Source organism: Sphingomicrobium clamense (assembly GCF_019264355.1).
Lineage (GTDB): Bacteria > Pseudomonadota > Alphaproteobacteria > Sphingomonadales > Sphingomonadaceae > Sphingomicrobium > Sphingomicrobium clamense.
Map to the genome: position 1 here is coordinate 1,581,260 of NZ_JAHVAH010000001.1, position 13,658 is coordinate 1,594,917.

Genomic DNA, 13,658 nt, shown 5'->3' on the forward strand with positions numbered 1-13,658 from the left:
GTGGGGTTGCTCCCTAGTCCTTACTGTCCGACGACCCGGCGACCGAAGCCACCAACGGGACGCGGCGCGGCGGGCGCGGCGGCGCCCGAACCGGCACCTTGCGGCGCCGAGAAGACAGTACGGCGGAAATTCTTTTCGAGACGGTCGGCGATATAACTCCACAACTCGCTGATTTCGGCTGCCGAGCGACCTTCCGGATCGACTTCCATCACGGTGCGACCGTCGATCATCGACGCCGCAAAGTCGGTGCGATGGTGGACCGTGACCGGAGCCACGGTGCCGTGCTGCGACAGCGCGACGGCGGCTTCATAGGTGATCTTGGCCTTGGGCGTCGCGGCGTTGACGATGAAGATCAGCGGCTTGCCGGCGCGATCGCACAGGTCGACCGTGGCGCCCACGGCACGAAGATCGTGCGGGCTGGGTCGAGTCGGGATGACGATCAGTTCGGCGACCGCGATCACCGACTGGATGGCCATGGTGATGGCCGGCGGCGTGTCGATCACGGCCAGTTTGAACCCCTGCTGGCGAAGCACCTCGAGGTCGCTTGCCAGTCGCGCGACGGTCGTCTGCGCAAAGGCAGGCATCTCGTCCTCGCGTTCGTTCCACCAGTCCGCAAGGGAGCCCTGCGGGTCGATGTCGATCAGACAGACAGGGCCGGCACCGGCCCGCTGCGCTTGCACCGCAAGGTGGCCCGAGATCGTGGTTTTCCCCGATCCGCCCTTCTGCGATGCCATTGCCAGAACGCGCATTATCTTCCCCTCGCCAAATTTCGACGCATTGATGTCAGGACCCAATTGACCCCCAAGGCGCTAAAATCTGGTTAACGCCGTCACGACTTTGATATGGTTTGGTGTGCGCCCTTCTAAGGCGCTATGCTGATTTCAGGCACGAGTGACGTCATTTTGCGTTAAGGATGTGCCGGGAAAAATGCAGGATGATCATGTCGCGTAACATTTCCATCGCCACCGCCGCCCTGGCCCTCGTACTCGCCGCGCCGCTTGCCGCGCAGGATAGCGAGGTGAAGGCCGGGATCGACGCCTGGACGCGGGGCGACTTCGCCTCCGCGGTCGAGACGTGGGCGCCGCTGGCGGAAAACGGCAATGCCGACGCCCGCTTCAATCTCGGCCAGGCCTATCGGCTCGGACGCGGGGTCGATCGCGACCTGGCGCGCGCGCAGTCGCTCTTCCGCAGCGCAGCCGCCGCCGGCCATCTCGAGGCGCAGGCCGTGCTCGGGCTAATGCTGTTCAACGACGGCAATCGAGAAGAAGCACTCGGCTATCTCAAGCAGGCGGCCGAACGCGGTGAACCGCGCGCGCTGCTCGTCTACGGCACTGCGCTCTACAATGGCGACGACATCGCGCGCGATCCCGTGCGCGCCTACGCCTTCGTCAGCCGCGCCGCGGCGCAGGGGCTTGCGCCTGCCAAGACGACCCTCGCCGAAATGGACAAGATCCTGCCGGTCGAAGTGCGGCAGCAAGGCGTGCAGCTGGCGCAGACGTTGGTGGCGCAGTCGCGCGCGCGTCAACAAGAGCGCACGGCGGAGCGGACGCCCGTCCCTGCGCCGCGCCCCGCTCCGGCGCCCACGCCCACTCCAGCACCCAAGCGCGAGGCACCCGCGAAAGCGGAAACCAAGCCCGCGCCCAAACCGACCCCGCCGCCTGCTGCAAAGCCCACACCTGTCCCGACCCCGGCTCCGGCCGCGACGTCGGCAAGCGGATGGCGGGTACAGCTTGGCGCCTTCTCGAAGGCGAGTTCGGCCGATGCGCTCTACGATCAGGTGAAAGGTCTCGGCGCGCTTTCGGGCACTCGGAAGATGACCCAGAAGGCCGGCGCGGTCACCCGGCTCCAGGTCGGACCGTTCGCCAACCGCGCCGCTGCCAATCGCGCGTGCGAAGCAATCAAGTCGAGCGGCAACGCCTGCTTCGTCGTCGCGCCCTAGGCGCGGGGAAGGAGCGCCACCAATAGACTGTCGAGCGATGCGTGGTTGAGCCGCGCGTCGGCCTGTGCAGCGACCTTGGGCTTGGCGCGATAGGCGATCCCCAGTCCCGCGACTTCCATCATCTTGAGGTCGTTGGCGCCGTCGCCGATCGCCACGCTGCGTTCCACCTCGTCGCCCGCTTCTTCCAACAGCACGCGCCGCTTGGTGTCGGCATCGACAATGTCGCCCTCGACCTTTCCGGTCAGCTTGCCGTCGACCACCCCAAGGCGATTGGCGACGACGCGATCAAAACCGAGCAATTCGCCGATCGGCTTGGCGAAATGAGTGAAGCCGCCCGACACGAGCACGCAGCGCACCCCTGCCGCTTTCAGCCCCTCGATCAGTTCCCGCGCTCCGGGATTGGGCGTGATCCGGTTGAAGAGCAGCCTGTCGATGACCGAGACTTCAAGCCCTTCGAGCAGCGCCAGCCGCTCGCGCAGCGCCTCGGCAAAATCAAGTTCGCCGCGCATGGCGCGCTCGGTGATGGCGGCGACCTTGTCCTTAAGCCCGACCTCGGCGGCCAGCTCGTCGATACATTCCTGACCGATCATGGTGCTGTCCATATCGGCCACGAACAGCTTGGGCGGGAAACAGGCGGCGCGCTGGGCAAGGATGTCCACACCGTCTATCGATCCGAGTTCGCCGCGAACTTTGTCGATTTCCTCTGAAACAACAATGATTTGTGTCGCATTCTTATCGATCGAACGCAACTCGCATTCCGCTGTCAAGCGGTGTGCGACGGTCTCGGCACTTTCGCTGGCCCGTCCGGCTGCTATCACGGTCACAATGATCAAGGAAAAGCCGCCTCTCGTCGTCATTGCCGGACCGACTGCCAGCGGGAAATCCGATCTGGCCGCGGCGCTTGGCGCGAGTCAAGGCGGCGTCGTCATCAACGCCGACAGCGCGCAGATCTACCGCGACCTCTCGGTCGTGGCTGCCACGCCGAGCACGGAAGAGATGGGCGACGTGCCGCACCGCCTCTACGGCGCGCGCGACGGGGCCGACGCCTGCTCGGCCGCCGACTGGGCCGCTATCGCCAAGCGCGAGATCGAGCGCGCCCACGACGCGGAAATGCTCCCCATCCTCGTCGGCGGCACCGGCCTCTACATCCGCACCTTGCTCGACGGGATCGCGCCAGTTCCCGACATCGACCCCGACATCCGTACCGAGATCCGCGCCACATCGACGCCTGACAATCATGCGGCGCTACAGGAACTCGACCCGGAGAAGGCGCAGGCGCTCGATGCTGCCGACACCACCCGTATCGCCCGCGCGCTCGAGGTCGTCCGTTCGACCGGCAAGCCATTGTCCTACTGGCAGGCGCAGAAGGAGGGTGGGATTGGCGAGGCCGTGCGGCTGTCTCCGCTGATCCTCCTCCCCGACCGCGATTGGCTCGAGGCCCGCTTCGAACGTCGCTTCCGCCAGATGATGGACGAAGGCGCGGTCGAGGAGGTTGAGGCGCTGCTCGAACGCAATCTCGATCCCGCCCTTCCCGTCATGCGCGCCATCGGAGTCCCCGAAATCGCCGCCTATCTGCGCGGGGAGACCAGCCGTGAGGACGCCATCGCCGCCGGCGCCCTCGCCACCCGCCAATATGCCAAGCGCCAATATACCTGGTTCCGCAACCAGCCCCCCGCCTACTGGCCGCGTTTCACCCGCCCGCTCGACGAGGACGGCGCGATGGACGAAGCCATGGTCATCGTCACGAACGCGCTCTAAGGACTGCCCATGGACATCCTCAAGGCCGACCAAATCGATCCCGCGCCGCTGGCCGGCAGCAAAGTCGCGGTCATCGGCTACGGCAATCAGGGCCGCGCCCAGGCGATGAACCTGCGCGACAGCGGCATCGATGTCGTCGTCGGCCTGCGCGAGGACAGCGCGAGCTTCGAACGCTGTAAAGCCGATAACGTCCCCGCTGCATCGATCGCCGACGCCGCGACCGACGCCGCGCTCGTCATGATGCTCCTCCCCGACGAGCTCATGACTGCCGCCTATGTCGAGGTCGAACCACATCTCGGGCAAGGCGCCGCGCTCGGTTTCAGCCACGGCCTCGCCATCCACAGCGGCTTCATCGTCCCGCGCACCGACCTCGACGTCCTCATGGTCGCGCCCAAGGGTCCGGGCACCGCACTCCGCTCGCTCTACCTTGAGGGCAAGGGCATGCCCGCGCTCTGGGCGGTCGCGCAGGATGCCACCGGCAACGCCGCTGCCACCGCCCACGCCTACGGCCTCGCCATCGGCTGCGCCCGCGCGGGCCTCATCCACTCCAGCTTCCAGGAAGAGTGCGAGGCCGACCTGTTCAACGAGCAAGGAGTCGTCTGGGGCGGCGTCCCCGCGCTTCTCCTCGCAGGCTACGACACGCTCGTCGAGGCCGGCTTTTCAGAAGAAGTCGCCTATTACGAATGCGTGCGCGAACTGCACCTGCTCGCCGAGCTGATCGAGGCGCGGGGCATCGCCGGCATGCGCGAGGCGATCAGCAACACCGCCGAACTGGGCGCTGTTCTCGGCGGTCCCAAGATCGTCACGCCCGAAGTCCGCCAGACGCTGCGCGACATCCTCGCCTCGGTGCAGAAAGGCGAGTTCGCCAACGCGCTCAAGCAGGAGGAAGCCGAAGGCTACCCGCTGCTCAGGAAGGCGCGCGAAGACAGTCGCGCCCACCCCTCCGAGGGGCCGCGCAAACGAATCGAAAGTCTAGAGTAATCAGCCGATTACGTCGGGTCGTTCCATCACCCTGTCACCGACGCTCGCGCGTTCGAGATAGGATTTCCACAAGTCGCGATGACTCTTCGCCACGCCCGGGTCGGTCGCGGCCTTGGCGCGCTCCATCTCTTCCGCGGCGCGCCGTGCGAAATAGGTTCGATCTTGCTGGGTCATGGTGAGCACTCCCGGCTGGAGGGAGGGCTTATAGCAGACCCGAAATGAAATGTCGCCTCCCGCGCGCGAGCAGGAACAGGGGAAGCGCGCGCGGGAGGCGATCGAAGGCTCGCGCTAGAAGCGCAGGCCGATCTTGGCGACGACCTGATGCTTGTCGAGGTCGCTGTCGAAGCTGGTGAAACGATATTCGCTGCCGACATAGGCATTGCCCGCCAGCGACCGCGTAAAGCCGGCGCCGACACGGATGCCGTCCTCGGTGTCCGAGATCCGCTCGCGGAACACGTCGACCCCGTCGTCATAGGCCAGCTCGAGCTCGTTCTCGAGATTGGCGTAACCGGCCTTGACGTAGACGTCGGTCTTCACTCCCGCAGGGATCGTCACACGACCGCCGACATAAAGCTCGCGCCCGTTCTCGAGCGTCGCCTGGACGAACTGGCCGCCCTCTTCATAGGTCACGACATCGTCGATATCGCTCTTCGACAGCTCGACATCGACGCCCAGCGCAACCGCGCCGAGGCCTAGGTCGTAGCCAGCGCCGACGCCGAACATCGCACCATCGTTCTTGTAATTGCCGCCGAAATCCTCCTGCGCGCGGACGAAGTCCCAACCGGCGAGGGCCTCGACACGCGGACCGCTGGAGGCCAGTTGCGCGGCGGCGGGAGTGGCAAAGGCGGTGCCGGCCAGAAGGGCGACCGAAACCAACGCGAACTTGTTCATACGAAACTCCATTTTCTCGTGTCCCGCCATGGGGGCGACGGGTCGGCCCCAGCCCTCGCGAGCCGCGGCTGAACGGAAAATGAGATCGCGATTTAGGCGAGGTTCAGGCTTTTCCAACGCCTTGAATTTTATAAGATTTCGTAGCGGGAAGTGCGTCGAAATTTTCTCAGGCCGCGTTGTGGAGCATCGCAAAGCCCATCAATTCGTCGCGCAGCAGCGGGTCGTCCAACTGCTCGACCATCGCCCCGACGATGAAGATCAGGTCCTCCTCGCCCGGTCCGCGCACCTGCTGGTAGGCCATGTTCCAATCGGGAAAGGCGCGATGATCCACTTCCCTCACGCGCAGCTGGACGACGGCACTATGCCGCGCGTCGTCGCGAATGCGCGCGAACGTGCGGTCGACCTCCCGGCCATTTCCTTCGAGCACCTGCAGGAAGCGCCGCCCACCCTGACCAGCAATCCGGTGATGCCGTCGCGCAGATTGTTGGTGCGGCTGGCGTCCAGGATCGCCTCGATATCGCGCATCGTGAGCGTCCTGCTGATGGTGGAGATGTAAAACAACTGGCAGATGGGCTCGGTCACGACGCCTCCTTCGTTTCGGAGGTCGAAGGACTAGGTCGTCTTGGTTTCCCGGCGCTTTCCGGTCGGTCCAAATCGGCGCGATCGCGGCCTAATGGCGTCCGAACAATTTCTCGACGTCGTTCATCTTGAGCTTCACCCAGGTCGGGCGGCCATGGTTGCAGCTGCCCGAATGCGGAGTCGCCTCCATCTCGCGCAGCAGGGCATTCATCTCGGGCACCGACAGGACGCGACCTGCGCGGATCGAACCATGGCAGGCCATCGTGCCCGCGACATGGTCGAGCTTGTCGCGCAAGCTCACCGCCTCGCCCCATTCGGCCAACTCGCCGGCGAGATCCTCGAGCAGACCGCGCGTGTCGACCTTGGCGCCTAGCGGCGCGGGCACCGCGCGCACCAGCATCGCGCGCTCGCCGAACCGCTCGATCTCCAGCCCGAACTTGTCGAGCTCGGGGATCGCGGCTTCCAGCCGGTCGCATTGGGGCTCGTCCAGCTCGATCACTTCGGGCATCAGCAGCGCCTGGCGCGGGACCGGACCGTCGCCCGCCGCTGCGCGCATCCGCTCGAGCGTCAGCCGCTCGTGCGCGGCATGCTGGTCGACGATCACCAGCCCGTCCTCGGCCTCGGCGACGATATAGGTCGCCGCCACCTGCCCGCGCGCCGCGCCGAGCGGATATTGCACATGCGGCTGCGGCTCGTCGGGCGCGGCCTCGGCGCGTGCCTGTGGCGGGGCGTAATCGGCATGGCTCTCAAACACGCTCGCCTGGGCGGGGGCGCCCGGTGGCAAGGACGAAGGCGCGATCGGCGGCGGTGCATAGGTCACCCCCTCGCCCATTGGCTCGACCTGCCAGTTGGCGGGCTGCGCATGCTGGGCGTGCGCGGCGCTCTTGTGCCCCGCTTCCTCCAGCGCCGAGCGGATCCCGCCGACGATCAACCCGCGCACTGCCTGCGCGTCGCGGAAGCGCACTTCGGTCTTGGCCGGATGGACGTTGATGTCGACCGCGTCGGTCGGCAGGTCGAGGAACAGCGCCACGACCGGGTGCCGGTCGCGCGGCAGCATGTCGCGATAAGCACCCCGCAACGCGCCGGTCAGCAGCCGGTCCTTCACCGGTCGCCGATTGACGAACAGATATTGCTGGTCTGCCATGCCGCGATTGAAGGTCGGGACGCTGACCACCCCCGACAACGTCATCTCGCCGCGCCCGGTGTCGATGCCCAGCCCATGGCTCTGCAGTTCGGCGCTCAGCAGTGCGGCCACCCGTTCGGGTGCTTCCTGCGGCTGCACCTCGATCGTACGTCGCCCGTCATGGTCGAGCGTGAAGCCGACGTCGGGCCGCGCCATCGCCAGCCGACGCACCGTGTCGAGACAAGCGGCATATTCACTGCGCGGGGTGCGCAAGAACTTGCGTCGTGCCGGCACCTTGTCGAACAGCCCCTCGACCTTGACCCGCGTGCCCGGCGGCAGCGCGGCAGGGCCTTCCTCGACCGGTTTTCCGTGATCGATCAGGATGCGCCAGCCATCGGCACCACGCGGGCGGCTTTCGAGCGTGAAGCGCGCGACGCTCGCGATCGAGGGCAGCGCCTCGCCGCGAAAGCCGAAGCTGGTGACGGATTCGATCGCATCGTCGGGCAGTTTGCTGGTGGCGTGCCGTTCGAGCGCGAGGCGCATGTCGTCGGGATCCATGCCGATCCCGTCGTCGACCACCTCGACCCGGTCGAGCCCGCCCGCCGACAGCTTGACCGAAACCGACGTCGCGCCCGCATCGAGCGCGTTTTCAACCAGTTCCTTCAACGCGCTCGCGGGGCGTTCGACGACTTCGCCCGCCGCGATGCGATTAACCAGTTCGGAAGGGAGCCTTCTTATTGACATGAATCGGTTGGTAAGCCAGTGAGTTGAGACGCCGATTGAAGCAAAAATTTCCTTGAAATTCAGCTTTCTTTCATCGGGTTTGGGTTAATTCGAGGTGTCTGCGCATTTGCGCGTTCGACCCCTCATAGCAGTAAAGCGAGAAACACCACCATGTTCTGGACGAAATGGTTCAAGTGGATGAGCCATGACATGGCCATCGACCTTGGGACGGCCAACACCCTTGTTTACGTACGCGGTCGCGGGATCGTCCTTAACGAACCGTCGGTGGTGGCGATGGAAACCGTCAACGGCATCCGCAAGGTCAAGGCCGTGGGCGACGATGCGAAGCTGATGATGGGCAAGACCCCCGACCAGATCGAGGCAATCCGCCCCTTACGCGACGGCGTCATCGCCGACATCGATGTGGCGGAAGAGATGATCGGCCACTTCATCAAGAAGGTGCACGGTGGGAAGATGTCGAACTGGCGTTTCCCCGAAATCGTCATCTGCGTGCCCTCGGGCTCGACCAGCGTCGAACGCCGCGCCATTCGTGACGCCGCCTCGAATGCGGGCGCATCGAGCGTCTATCTCATCGAGGAACCCATGGCCGCCGCGATCGGCGCGCACATGCCGGTGACCGAACCGGTCGGCTCGATGGTCGTCGATATCGGTGGTGGCACGACCGAAGTCGCGGTTCTCTCGCTGCGCGGCCTCGCCTACACCACCTCGGTCCGCGTCGGCGGCGACAAGATGGACGAGGCAATCTCGTCCTACGTCCGCCGCAATCACAACCTCCTGATCGGCGAAGCCACGGCGGAGCGGATCAAGAAGGAAGTCGGCATCGCCAAGCCGCCCTTGGACGGCATCGGCGAAACGGTCCACATCAAGGGCCGCGACCTCGTCAACGGCGTGCCCAAGGAAATCTCGATCAACCAGGGCCAGATCGCCGAAGCGCTGTCCGAGCCTGTCGGCACGATCGTCGAAGGCGTGCGTATCGCGCTCGAAAATACCGCCCCCGAACTGGCCGCCGACATTTGCGACCAAGGCATCGTGCTCACCGGTGGTGGCGCGCTGCTCGAAGGGCTCGACGAAGTGCTGCGCGACGAAACCGGCCTGCCGGTGACCGTCGCCGAGGATCCGCTGACCTGCGTCGCCATGGGTACCGGTCGCGCGCTCGAAGAGGAGCAGTTCCGCGGCGTCCTCTCCAACGTGTAAGGAGGTGCGCGCATGGCGCCGCCAATCCTGAGGCGCACGGGCTGGTCGCGAAAGGCTCAGTATAGCCTCTTTTTCGGCTTTATCGCCCTGATCGCGGGTCTCGCGATCGGACTGGTCCTGCTCATCATCTCGCTCGCGGCGCCGCGCACCTTCGACCAGATCGAGGGCGCGGCACTCGACGCGACCAAGCCGGTGCGCGAGGCGACCACGCAGGTCGTCACCACGGTCAACGGGGTGATGGGCGGCGCGGGCGACTATTGGGACGCGATCGAGCAGAACAAGAAGCTGCGCGCGGAGAAAGAAGTGCTTCGCCGCCGCGCCATCACCGCCGCTGCCACGCGCCAGGAGAACGAGCTGCTCAAGCAGACGCTCGAACTGCGTGAGAGCCTGCCCGAAACCGTCGCCACGGGGCGCGTGATCGGCTCGACCAAGGACAGCCAGCGGCAATATGCGATCCTCTCGGTCGGCACGAGCGACGGGGTGCAAAGCGGCATGTCGGTCCAGGCCGCCGACGGACTGATCGGCCGCATCGTCGAAACCGGCTTTACGTCCAGCCGCGTGTTGCTCGTCACCGATCGCTCGAACATCGTCCCTGCCAAGATCCTGCGGTCGGGCGAGCCGGTGATCGCGACGGGCAAGGGCGAGCTGGGTATCGACCTGCGCCCGCTCGAGGTCGGTCGTAATCCGTTCGAGGTGGGCGACGTCATCGTTACCTCGGGCACGGGCGGCCTGTACGCCCCACTCGTGCCCGTGGCGCGGGTCGTGCGGCTCGACGATGACGGGGCGATCGCGGTCCCGCTCGCGACTCCGGCCTTGTCCTCCTTCGCCACCGTCCAGCCGCCCTACGAACCCGACGCGTTCGATCTAGGAGAGGACGAGGATGGCTAGGATGCGCGATGCGGAAGTCGTACGCCGTCGCCGGCTGGGGCCGCGCGCGGGCGCACATCTCTATCCGCCCGTCACGATCATCCTCGCCAGCCTTGCCGTGCTCATCCCCGCCTCACTGCCCGGCAGCTGGTGGCCCAACCTGGCGCTGCTCACGCTCGTCGCCTGGCGCCTTCGTCGCGGCGATGCTTTCCCCCACTGGTGGGCGGTGCCCTTCGGCCTCTTCTACGACCTCGTCTCGGGCCATCCGATCGGGCTGTCGGTGGTCGTCTTCACCCTCGCGATGATCGTCGCCGACCTGTCCGACCTGCGCCTGCGCTGGCGCTCGCACTGGACCGAATGGGCGATCGTGGTCGTGCTGGTCATCATGGCCGAGGCGATCGAATGGCTCGTCGCGCTGATCAACGGCGCGCGCGCGCCGTTCGAGACGATCTGGCCGGCAGTCATCATCTCCGCCCTGCTCTTCCCCCTTATCGCGGTCTTGATCGAGAAGCTCGACGACTTCAGGCTACGGCGATGAAGTTCTTCCGTCGCAACCCCGTGCGCATCACGCGCGCCATGCAGGCCAACGCTTTTTCGCGTCGCATGCTGCTGATCGGCGGGGTGCAGGCGGGGTTCGGGGCGCTGCTGGTCGGGCGGCTCGGCTATCTCTCGATCAGCCAGAACAAATATTACCAGACGCTGGCCGAGGATAATCGCGTCCAGATGATCATCGTCCCGCCCCGGCGCGGGTGGATCGTCGACCGGCACGGCAAGCCCATTGCGATCAACCGCTCCGACTTCCGCGTCGACCTCGTCCCCGACCAGGTCCCCGAGGGCCAGCTCGACGAAGTCATCGCCAAATCCGCGCAAATCCTACAACTCGATCCCGACACCGTCGAACGGGTCAAACAGGAAGCCGACGCTGCATCCGGCTACAAGCCGGTCCAGCTCGCCGAAAATGTCGATTACGACAAATATGCCGCGATCACCGTGCGCCTCCCCGAGCTGCCCGGCGTCACGCCCCAGCGCGGTTTCTCCCGCTTCTATCCCGCCGGTCCGGCGGTCGGCCATCTCGTCGGCTATGTCGGAACCGCCAGCCGCGAGGAATATCTCGCTGAAGACAAGAATCCCTTGCTTCTCACACCCGGCTTCAAGATCGGCAAAGAAGGCCTCGAGGAAGTGCTCGAGCAGGACCTGCGCGGCGAGCCCGGCGGGCAGCGGGTCGAGGTCACCGCGCGCGGGAAGCTGGTGCGCGAACTCGAACCCAAGCCCGACAAGTCTGGCGGCACCGTCCAGCTTTCGCTCCACGGCGGCTTGCACGAATATGCCGCCCGGCGCCTCGGTCTCGAAAGCGGCGCGTGCGTGATCCTCGACTGCCTGACCGGCGAGATCCTCAGCCTCGCCTCAATGCCGGCCTACGATCCGAACAGCTTCTCCGACGGGATCGGGCGGACCGAATGGCGGCTGATGACCGAGAACGAGCGGCGGCCGCTGGTCAACAAGACTCTGAACGCGCTCTACCCTCCGGGTTCGACGATCAAGCCGATGGTCGCGCTGGCGCTTCAACAGCATGGTGTCGACCCGGCCGAGCGGATCAATTGTCCGGGCGGCTACCAGCTCGGCAATCGCTTCTTCCGCTGCCTCGGTCGCCATGGTCCGGTCGACATGAACCGCGCGATCGCGAAGAGCTGCAACACCTATTTCTATGCGATGGGTCACCGCATCGGGTACGACAAGATCGCGCCGATGGCGAAGTATCTCGGGCTCGGACAGACGTTCGACCTTCCGGTCGTCAGCCAGTCCTACGGCACTGTCCCGAGCCCAGAGTGGAAGGAAAACAAGTTCGACCAACGCTGGACCGCGGCCGACACGCTGAACGCCTCGATCGGTCAGGGCTACATGATCCTCAACCCGATCCAGCTGGCGGTGATGGCGGGGCGCATCGCCTCGGGCCGCATGATCCAGCCCAAGCTGGTCGGCATCCACCCCCAGCCCGCCCCGATGCTCGACATTCCCGAAGAGCATCTGGAGGTCGCGCGCCGCGGCATGTGGCAAGTGGTCAATGGTGATGGCACGGCAGGCGCGAGCCGCCTGCCCTTCCCCGACATCGAAATGGGCGGCAAGACGGGCACCGCGCAGGTGCGGCGCCTCTCGTCCGGCGACGGGCGCAACGTGCCCTGGAAATATCGCGATCATGGTCTGTTCGTCGGCTTCGCACCGGTTGACAATCCGCGTTTCGCGGTCTCGGTGGTCATCGAACATGGCATGGGCGGGAGCCGCGCCGCAGCGCCCGTCGCGCGCGATGTGCTGACCTACCTGTTCGACGAGCAGATGGCGATGGAGCGGCTGACCGCGATGGAAGAGCAATGGGGCGGCTCGCTCGCCGAACGCACCGAGGCGTTCCACGCGCAGGTGCTGGCGATCGCCGAGGCCAATGCGCGGGGGAATAGCGCATGATCGCCGTCCCGCGCCCGATCGCCAACCTGCCATGGGTCCTTCTGATCTCGGTCTGCCTGATCGCAGGCGTCGGGCTGCTGACGCTATATTCGACGGCCGGCGGATCGCTCGAACCCTGGGCCTTGCGCCAAGGACTGATCTTCGTGGCCGTGCTCGGGGCAGCGCTGGTCATCCGGCTTTTCCCCGAGAGCTTCATTAAGGCAATGACCCCGCTGGCCTATGTCGCGGTCCTCGTGCTGCTCGTCCTGGTCGAAGCGATGGGGTATGTCGGCAAGGGCGCGCAGCGCTGGATCGACCTCGGCTTCATGAAGCTGCAGCCGAGCGAATTCATGAAGGTCGTGATCGTCCTCGTGCTCGCCTATTTCTACGAATTGCTTCCGGCGGGCGACCTCAGGAAGCTGCGTGCACTTTGGCCGCCGGCCCTGCTGATCGGGATTCCGGTGGGGCTTATCCTGCTGCAGCCCGACCTCGGCACCGCGCTTGCAGTGTGTTTTGTTGGCGTGGTCGTCATGTTCCTGGCGGGTCTACCCATGTGGTATTTCGTCGCGGGCGGGCTGAGCCTACTTGCCGCACTGCCAATCGCTTATGCCTTCATGCACGATTACCAACGGCGGCGGGTGCTGATTTTCCTCGATCCCGAGGCCGATCCTCTGGGCGCGGGCTATCATATCAGCCAGTCCAAGATCGCGATTGGATCTGGCGGGACATTCGGCAAGGGCTATCTCGATGGCTCGCAAAGCCATCTCCAATACCTTCCCGAAGGCCATACCGACTTCATCTTCTCGGCGATGGTCGAGGAATGGGGGCTGGTCGGCGGGGTCGTGCTGATCCTTGCCTTCGCCGTGCTGATCGGATGGGGGCTGAGACTGGCACGCACCGCCCCGACGCGCTTCGCCCGCTTGGCGTCGGCGGGACTGGCGAGCAATATCTTCTTCTATGTTGCGGTCAATTTGATGATGGTGATGGGCATGGCGCCTGTCGTCGGTATCCCCCTCCCGCTGGTTAGCCATGGCGGCTCGACCGTGATGACCGTGATGCTGTCGATCGGCGTCCTGATGGCGTTCGACCGCCAACGCCGCAACGCCCCGCGCTACCAGCCGGACGAGGGCTGACAATTTCGCGCTT

General features: G+C 65.6%; 14 protein-coding genes and 1 pseudogene. 8 read left to right on the forward strand and 7 right to left on the reverse strand.

The features are described from left to right. Positions 1 to 20 precede the first annotated feature (20 nt). The gene (locus tag KTQ36_RS08160; RefSeq protein WP_218633185.1) at positions 21 to 749 is read right to left on the reverse strand and encodes a ParA family protein; all 729 of its coding nucleotides are present in this window, start codon (positions 747 to 749) and stop codon (positions 21 to 23) included. Between the two features lie 191 nt (positions 750 to 940). On the opposite strand from KTQ36_RS08160, the gene KTQ36_RS08165 reads away from it, so the two are divergent. Beyond that, on the forward strand, positions 941 to 1,939 hold the full coding sequence (locus KTQ36_RS08165) for an SPOR domain-containing protein (RefSeq protein WP_218633186.1): 999 nt from the start codon (positions 941 to 943) through the stop codon (positions 1,937 to 1,939). Here KTQ36_RS08165 and serB read toward each other — a convergent pair. Continuing rightward, positions 1,936 to 2,598, reverse strand: coding sequence for a phosphoserine phosphatase SerB (gene serB / locus KTQ36_RS08170; protein WP_345777690.1), 663 nt, complete (start codon positions 2,596 to 2,598; stop codon positions 1,936 to 1,938). The two genes, KTQ36_RS08165 and serB, sit on opposite strands and share 4 nt — an antisense overlap. 166 nt (positions 2,599 to 2,764) lie before the next feature. On the opposite strand from serB, the gene miaA reads away from it, so the two are divergent. Continuing rightward, positions 2,765 to 3,697, forward strand: coding sequence for a tRNA (adenosine(37)-N6)-dimethylallyltransferase MiaA (gene miaA, locus KTQ36_RS08175; RefSeq protein ID WP_218633188.1), 933 nt, complete (start codon positions 2,765 to 2,767; stop codon positions 3,695 to 3,697). Between the two features lie 9 nt (positions 3,698 to 3,706). Beyond that, the gene (ilvC, locus tag KTQ36_RS08180; RefSeq protein ID WP_218633189.1) at positions 3,707 to 4,678 is read left to right on the forward strand and encodes a ketol-acid reductoisomerase; all 972 of its coding nucleotides are present in this window, start codon (positions 3,707 to 3,709) and stop codon (positions 4,676 to 4,678) included. Here the strand turns inward: ilvC and KTQ36_RS08185 are convergent, their stop codons facing one another. The 5 genes and pseudogenes from KTQ36_RS08185 to mutL form a co-directional block, all read right to left on the reverse strand. After that, positions 4,679 to 4,852 carry a hypothetical protein gene (locus KTQ36_RS08185; RefSeq protein ID WP_218633190.1) on the reverse strand — a complete coding sequence of 58 codons (174 nt, stop codon included), beginning with the start codon at positions 4,850 to 4,852 and terminating at the stop codon, positions 4,679 to 4,681. It lies immediately after the preceding gene. Positions 4,853 to 4,966: 114 nt separating this feature from the next. Next, positions 4,967 to 5,569, reverse strand: a complete 603-nt coding sequence (locus tag KTQ36_RS08190; RefSeq protein ID WP_218633191.1) for a porin family protein — start codon at positions 5,567 to 5,569, stop codon at positions 4,967 to 4,969. Between the two features lie 166 nt (positions 5,570 to 5,735). Beyond that, positions 5,736 to 5,900: a hypothetical protein gene (locus KTQ36_RS11410; protein ID WP_255554448.1), complete on the reverse strand. Its 165-nt coding sequence runs from the start codon at positions 5,898 to 5,900 to the stop codon at positions 5,736 to 5,738. Positions 5,901 to 5,924: 24 nt separating this feature from the next. Further along, positions 5,925 to 6,094 (reverse strand): annotated as a pseudogene (locus tag KTQ36_RS11550) (BLUF domain-containing protein); the annotation flags it as partial. Between the two features lie 145 nt (positions 6,095 to 6,239). Further along, positions 6,240 to 8,015 carry a DNA mismatch repair endonuclease MutL gene (gene mutL / locus KTQ36_RS08205; RefSeq protein ID WP_218633194.1) on the reverse strand — a complete coding sequence of 592 codons (1,776 nt, stop codon included), beginning with the start codon at positions 8,013 to 8,015 and terminating at the stop codon, positions 6,240 to 6,242. A gap of 150 nt (positions 8,016 to 8,165) precedes the next feature. Here mutL and KTQ36_RS08210 point away from each other — a divergent pair, with 150 nt between their 5' ends. Genes KTQ36_RS08210 through rodA form a run of 5 tightly spaced genes read left to right on the forward strand, consistent with a single transcriptional unit; the run spans position 8,166 to position 13,645 of the window. Then, entirely contained in the window at positions 8,166 to 9,209 is a 1,044-nt protein-coding gene (locus KTQ36_RS08210; RefSeq protein WP_218633195.1) for a rod shape-determining protein, read from the forward strand. A 12-nt stretch (positions 9,210 to 9,221) separates the two neighbouring features. Then, positions 9,222 to 10,097, forward strand: a complete 876-nt coding sequence (mreC, locus tag KTQ36_RS08215; protein ID WP_218633196.1) for a rod shape-determining protein MreC — start codon at positions 9,222 to 9,224, stop codon at positions 10,095 to 10,097. Then, on the forward strand, positions 10,090 to 10,614 hold the full coding sequence (gene mreD / locus KTQ36_RS08220) for a rod shape-determining protein MreD (protein WP_218633197.1): 525 nt from the start codon (positions 10,090 to 10,092) through the stop codon (positions 10,612 to 10,614). The genes mreC and mreD overlap by 8 nt, the downstream gene beginning before the upstream one ends. Next, positions 10,611 to 12,533 (forward strand): penicillin-binding protein 2, encoded by a 1,923-nt coding sequence (gene mrdA / locus KTQ36_RS08225; protein WP_255554450.1) that lies wholly within the window; start codon positions 10,611 to 10,613, stop codon positions 12,531 to 12,533. Before mreD ends, mrdA begins: the two co-directional genes overlap by 4 nt. Next, positions 12,530 to 13,645, forward strand: a complete 1,116-nt coding sequence (gene rodA, locus KTQ36_RS08230) for a rod shape-determining protein RodA (RefSeq protein WP_218633198.1) — start codon at positions 12,530 to 12,532, stop codon at positions 13,643 to 13,645. Before mrdA ends, rodA begins: the two co-directional genes overlap by 4 nt. Positions 13,646 to 13,658: the final 13 nt, after the last annotated feature.

Coding starts and splice junctions, on each gene's coding strand:
- KTQ36_RS08160 (WP_218633185.1), bottom strand. CDS start 749: ATGCGCGTTCTGGCAATGGCATCGCAGAAGGGCGGATCGGGGAAAACC.
- KTQ36_RS08165 (WP_218633186.1), top strand. CDS start 941: ATGTCGCGTAACATTTCCATCGCCACCGCCGCCCTGGCCCTCGTACTC.
- miaA (WP_218633188.1), top strand. CDS start 2,765: ATGATCAAGGAAAAGCCGCCTCTCGTCGTCATTGCCGGACCGACTGCC.
- ilvC (WP_218633189.1), top strand. CDS start 3,707: ATGGACATCCTCAAGGCCGACCAAATCGATCCCGCGCCGCTGGCCGGC.
- KTQ36_RS08185 (WP_218633190.1), bottom strand. CDS start 4,852: ATGACCCAGCAAGATCGAACCTATTTCGCACGGCGCGCCGCGGAAGAG.
- KTQ36_RS08190 (WP_218633191.1), bottom strand. CDS start 5,569: ATGAACAAGTTCGCGTTGGTTTCGGTCGCCCTTCTGGCCGGCACCGCC.
- mutL (WP_218633194.1), bottom strand. CDS start 8,015: ATGTCAATAAGAAGGCTCCCTTCCGAACTGGTTAATCGCATCGCGGCG.
- KTQ36_RS08210 (WP_218633195.1), top strand. CDS start 8,166: ATGTTCTGGACGAAATGGTTCAAGTGGATGAGCCATGACATGGCCATC.
- mreC (WP_218633196.1), top strand. CDS start 9,222: ATGGCGCCGCCAATCCTGAGGCGCACGGGCTGGTCGCGAAAGGCTCAG.
- mreD (WP_218633197.1), top strand. CDS start 10,090: ATGGCTAGGATGCGCGATGCGGAAGTCGTACGCCGTCGCCGGCTGGGG.
- mrdA (WP_255554450.1), top strand. CDS start 10,611: ATGAAGTTCTTCCGTCGCAACCCCGTGCGCATCACGCGCGCCATGCAG.
- rodA (WP_218633198.1), top strand. CDS start 12,530: ATGATCGCCGTCCCGCGCCCGATCGCCAACCTGCCATGGGTCCTTCTG.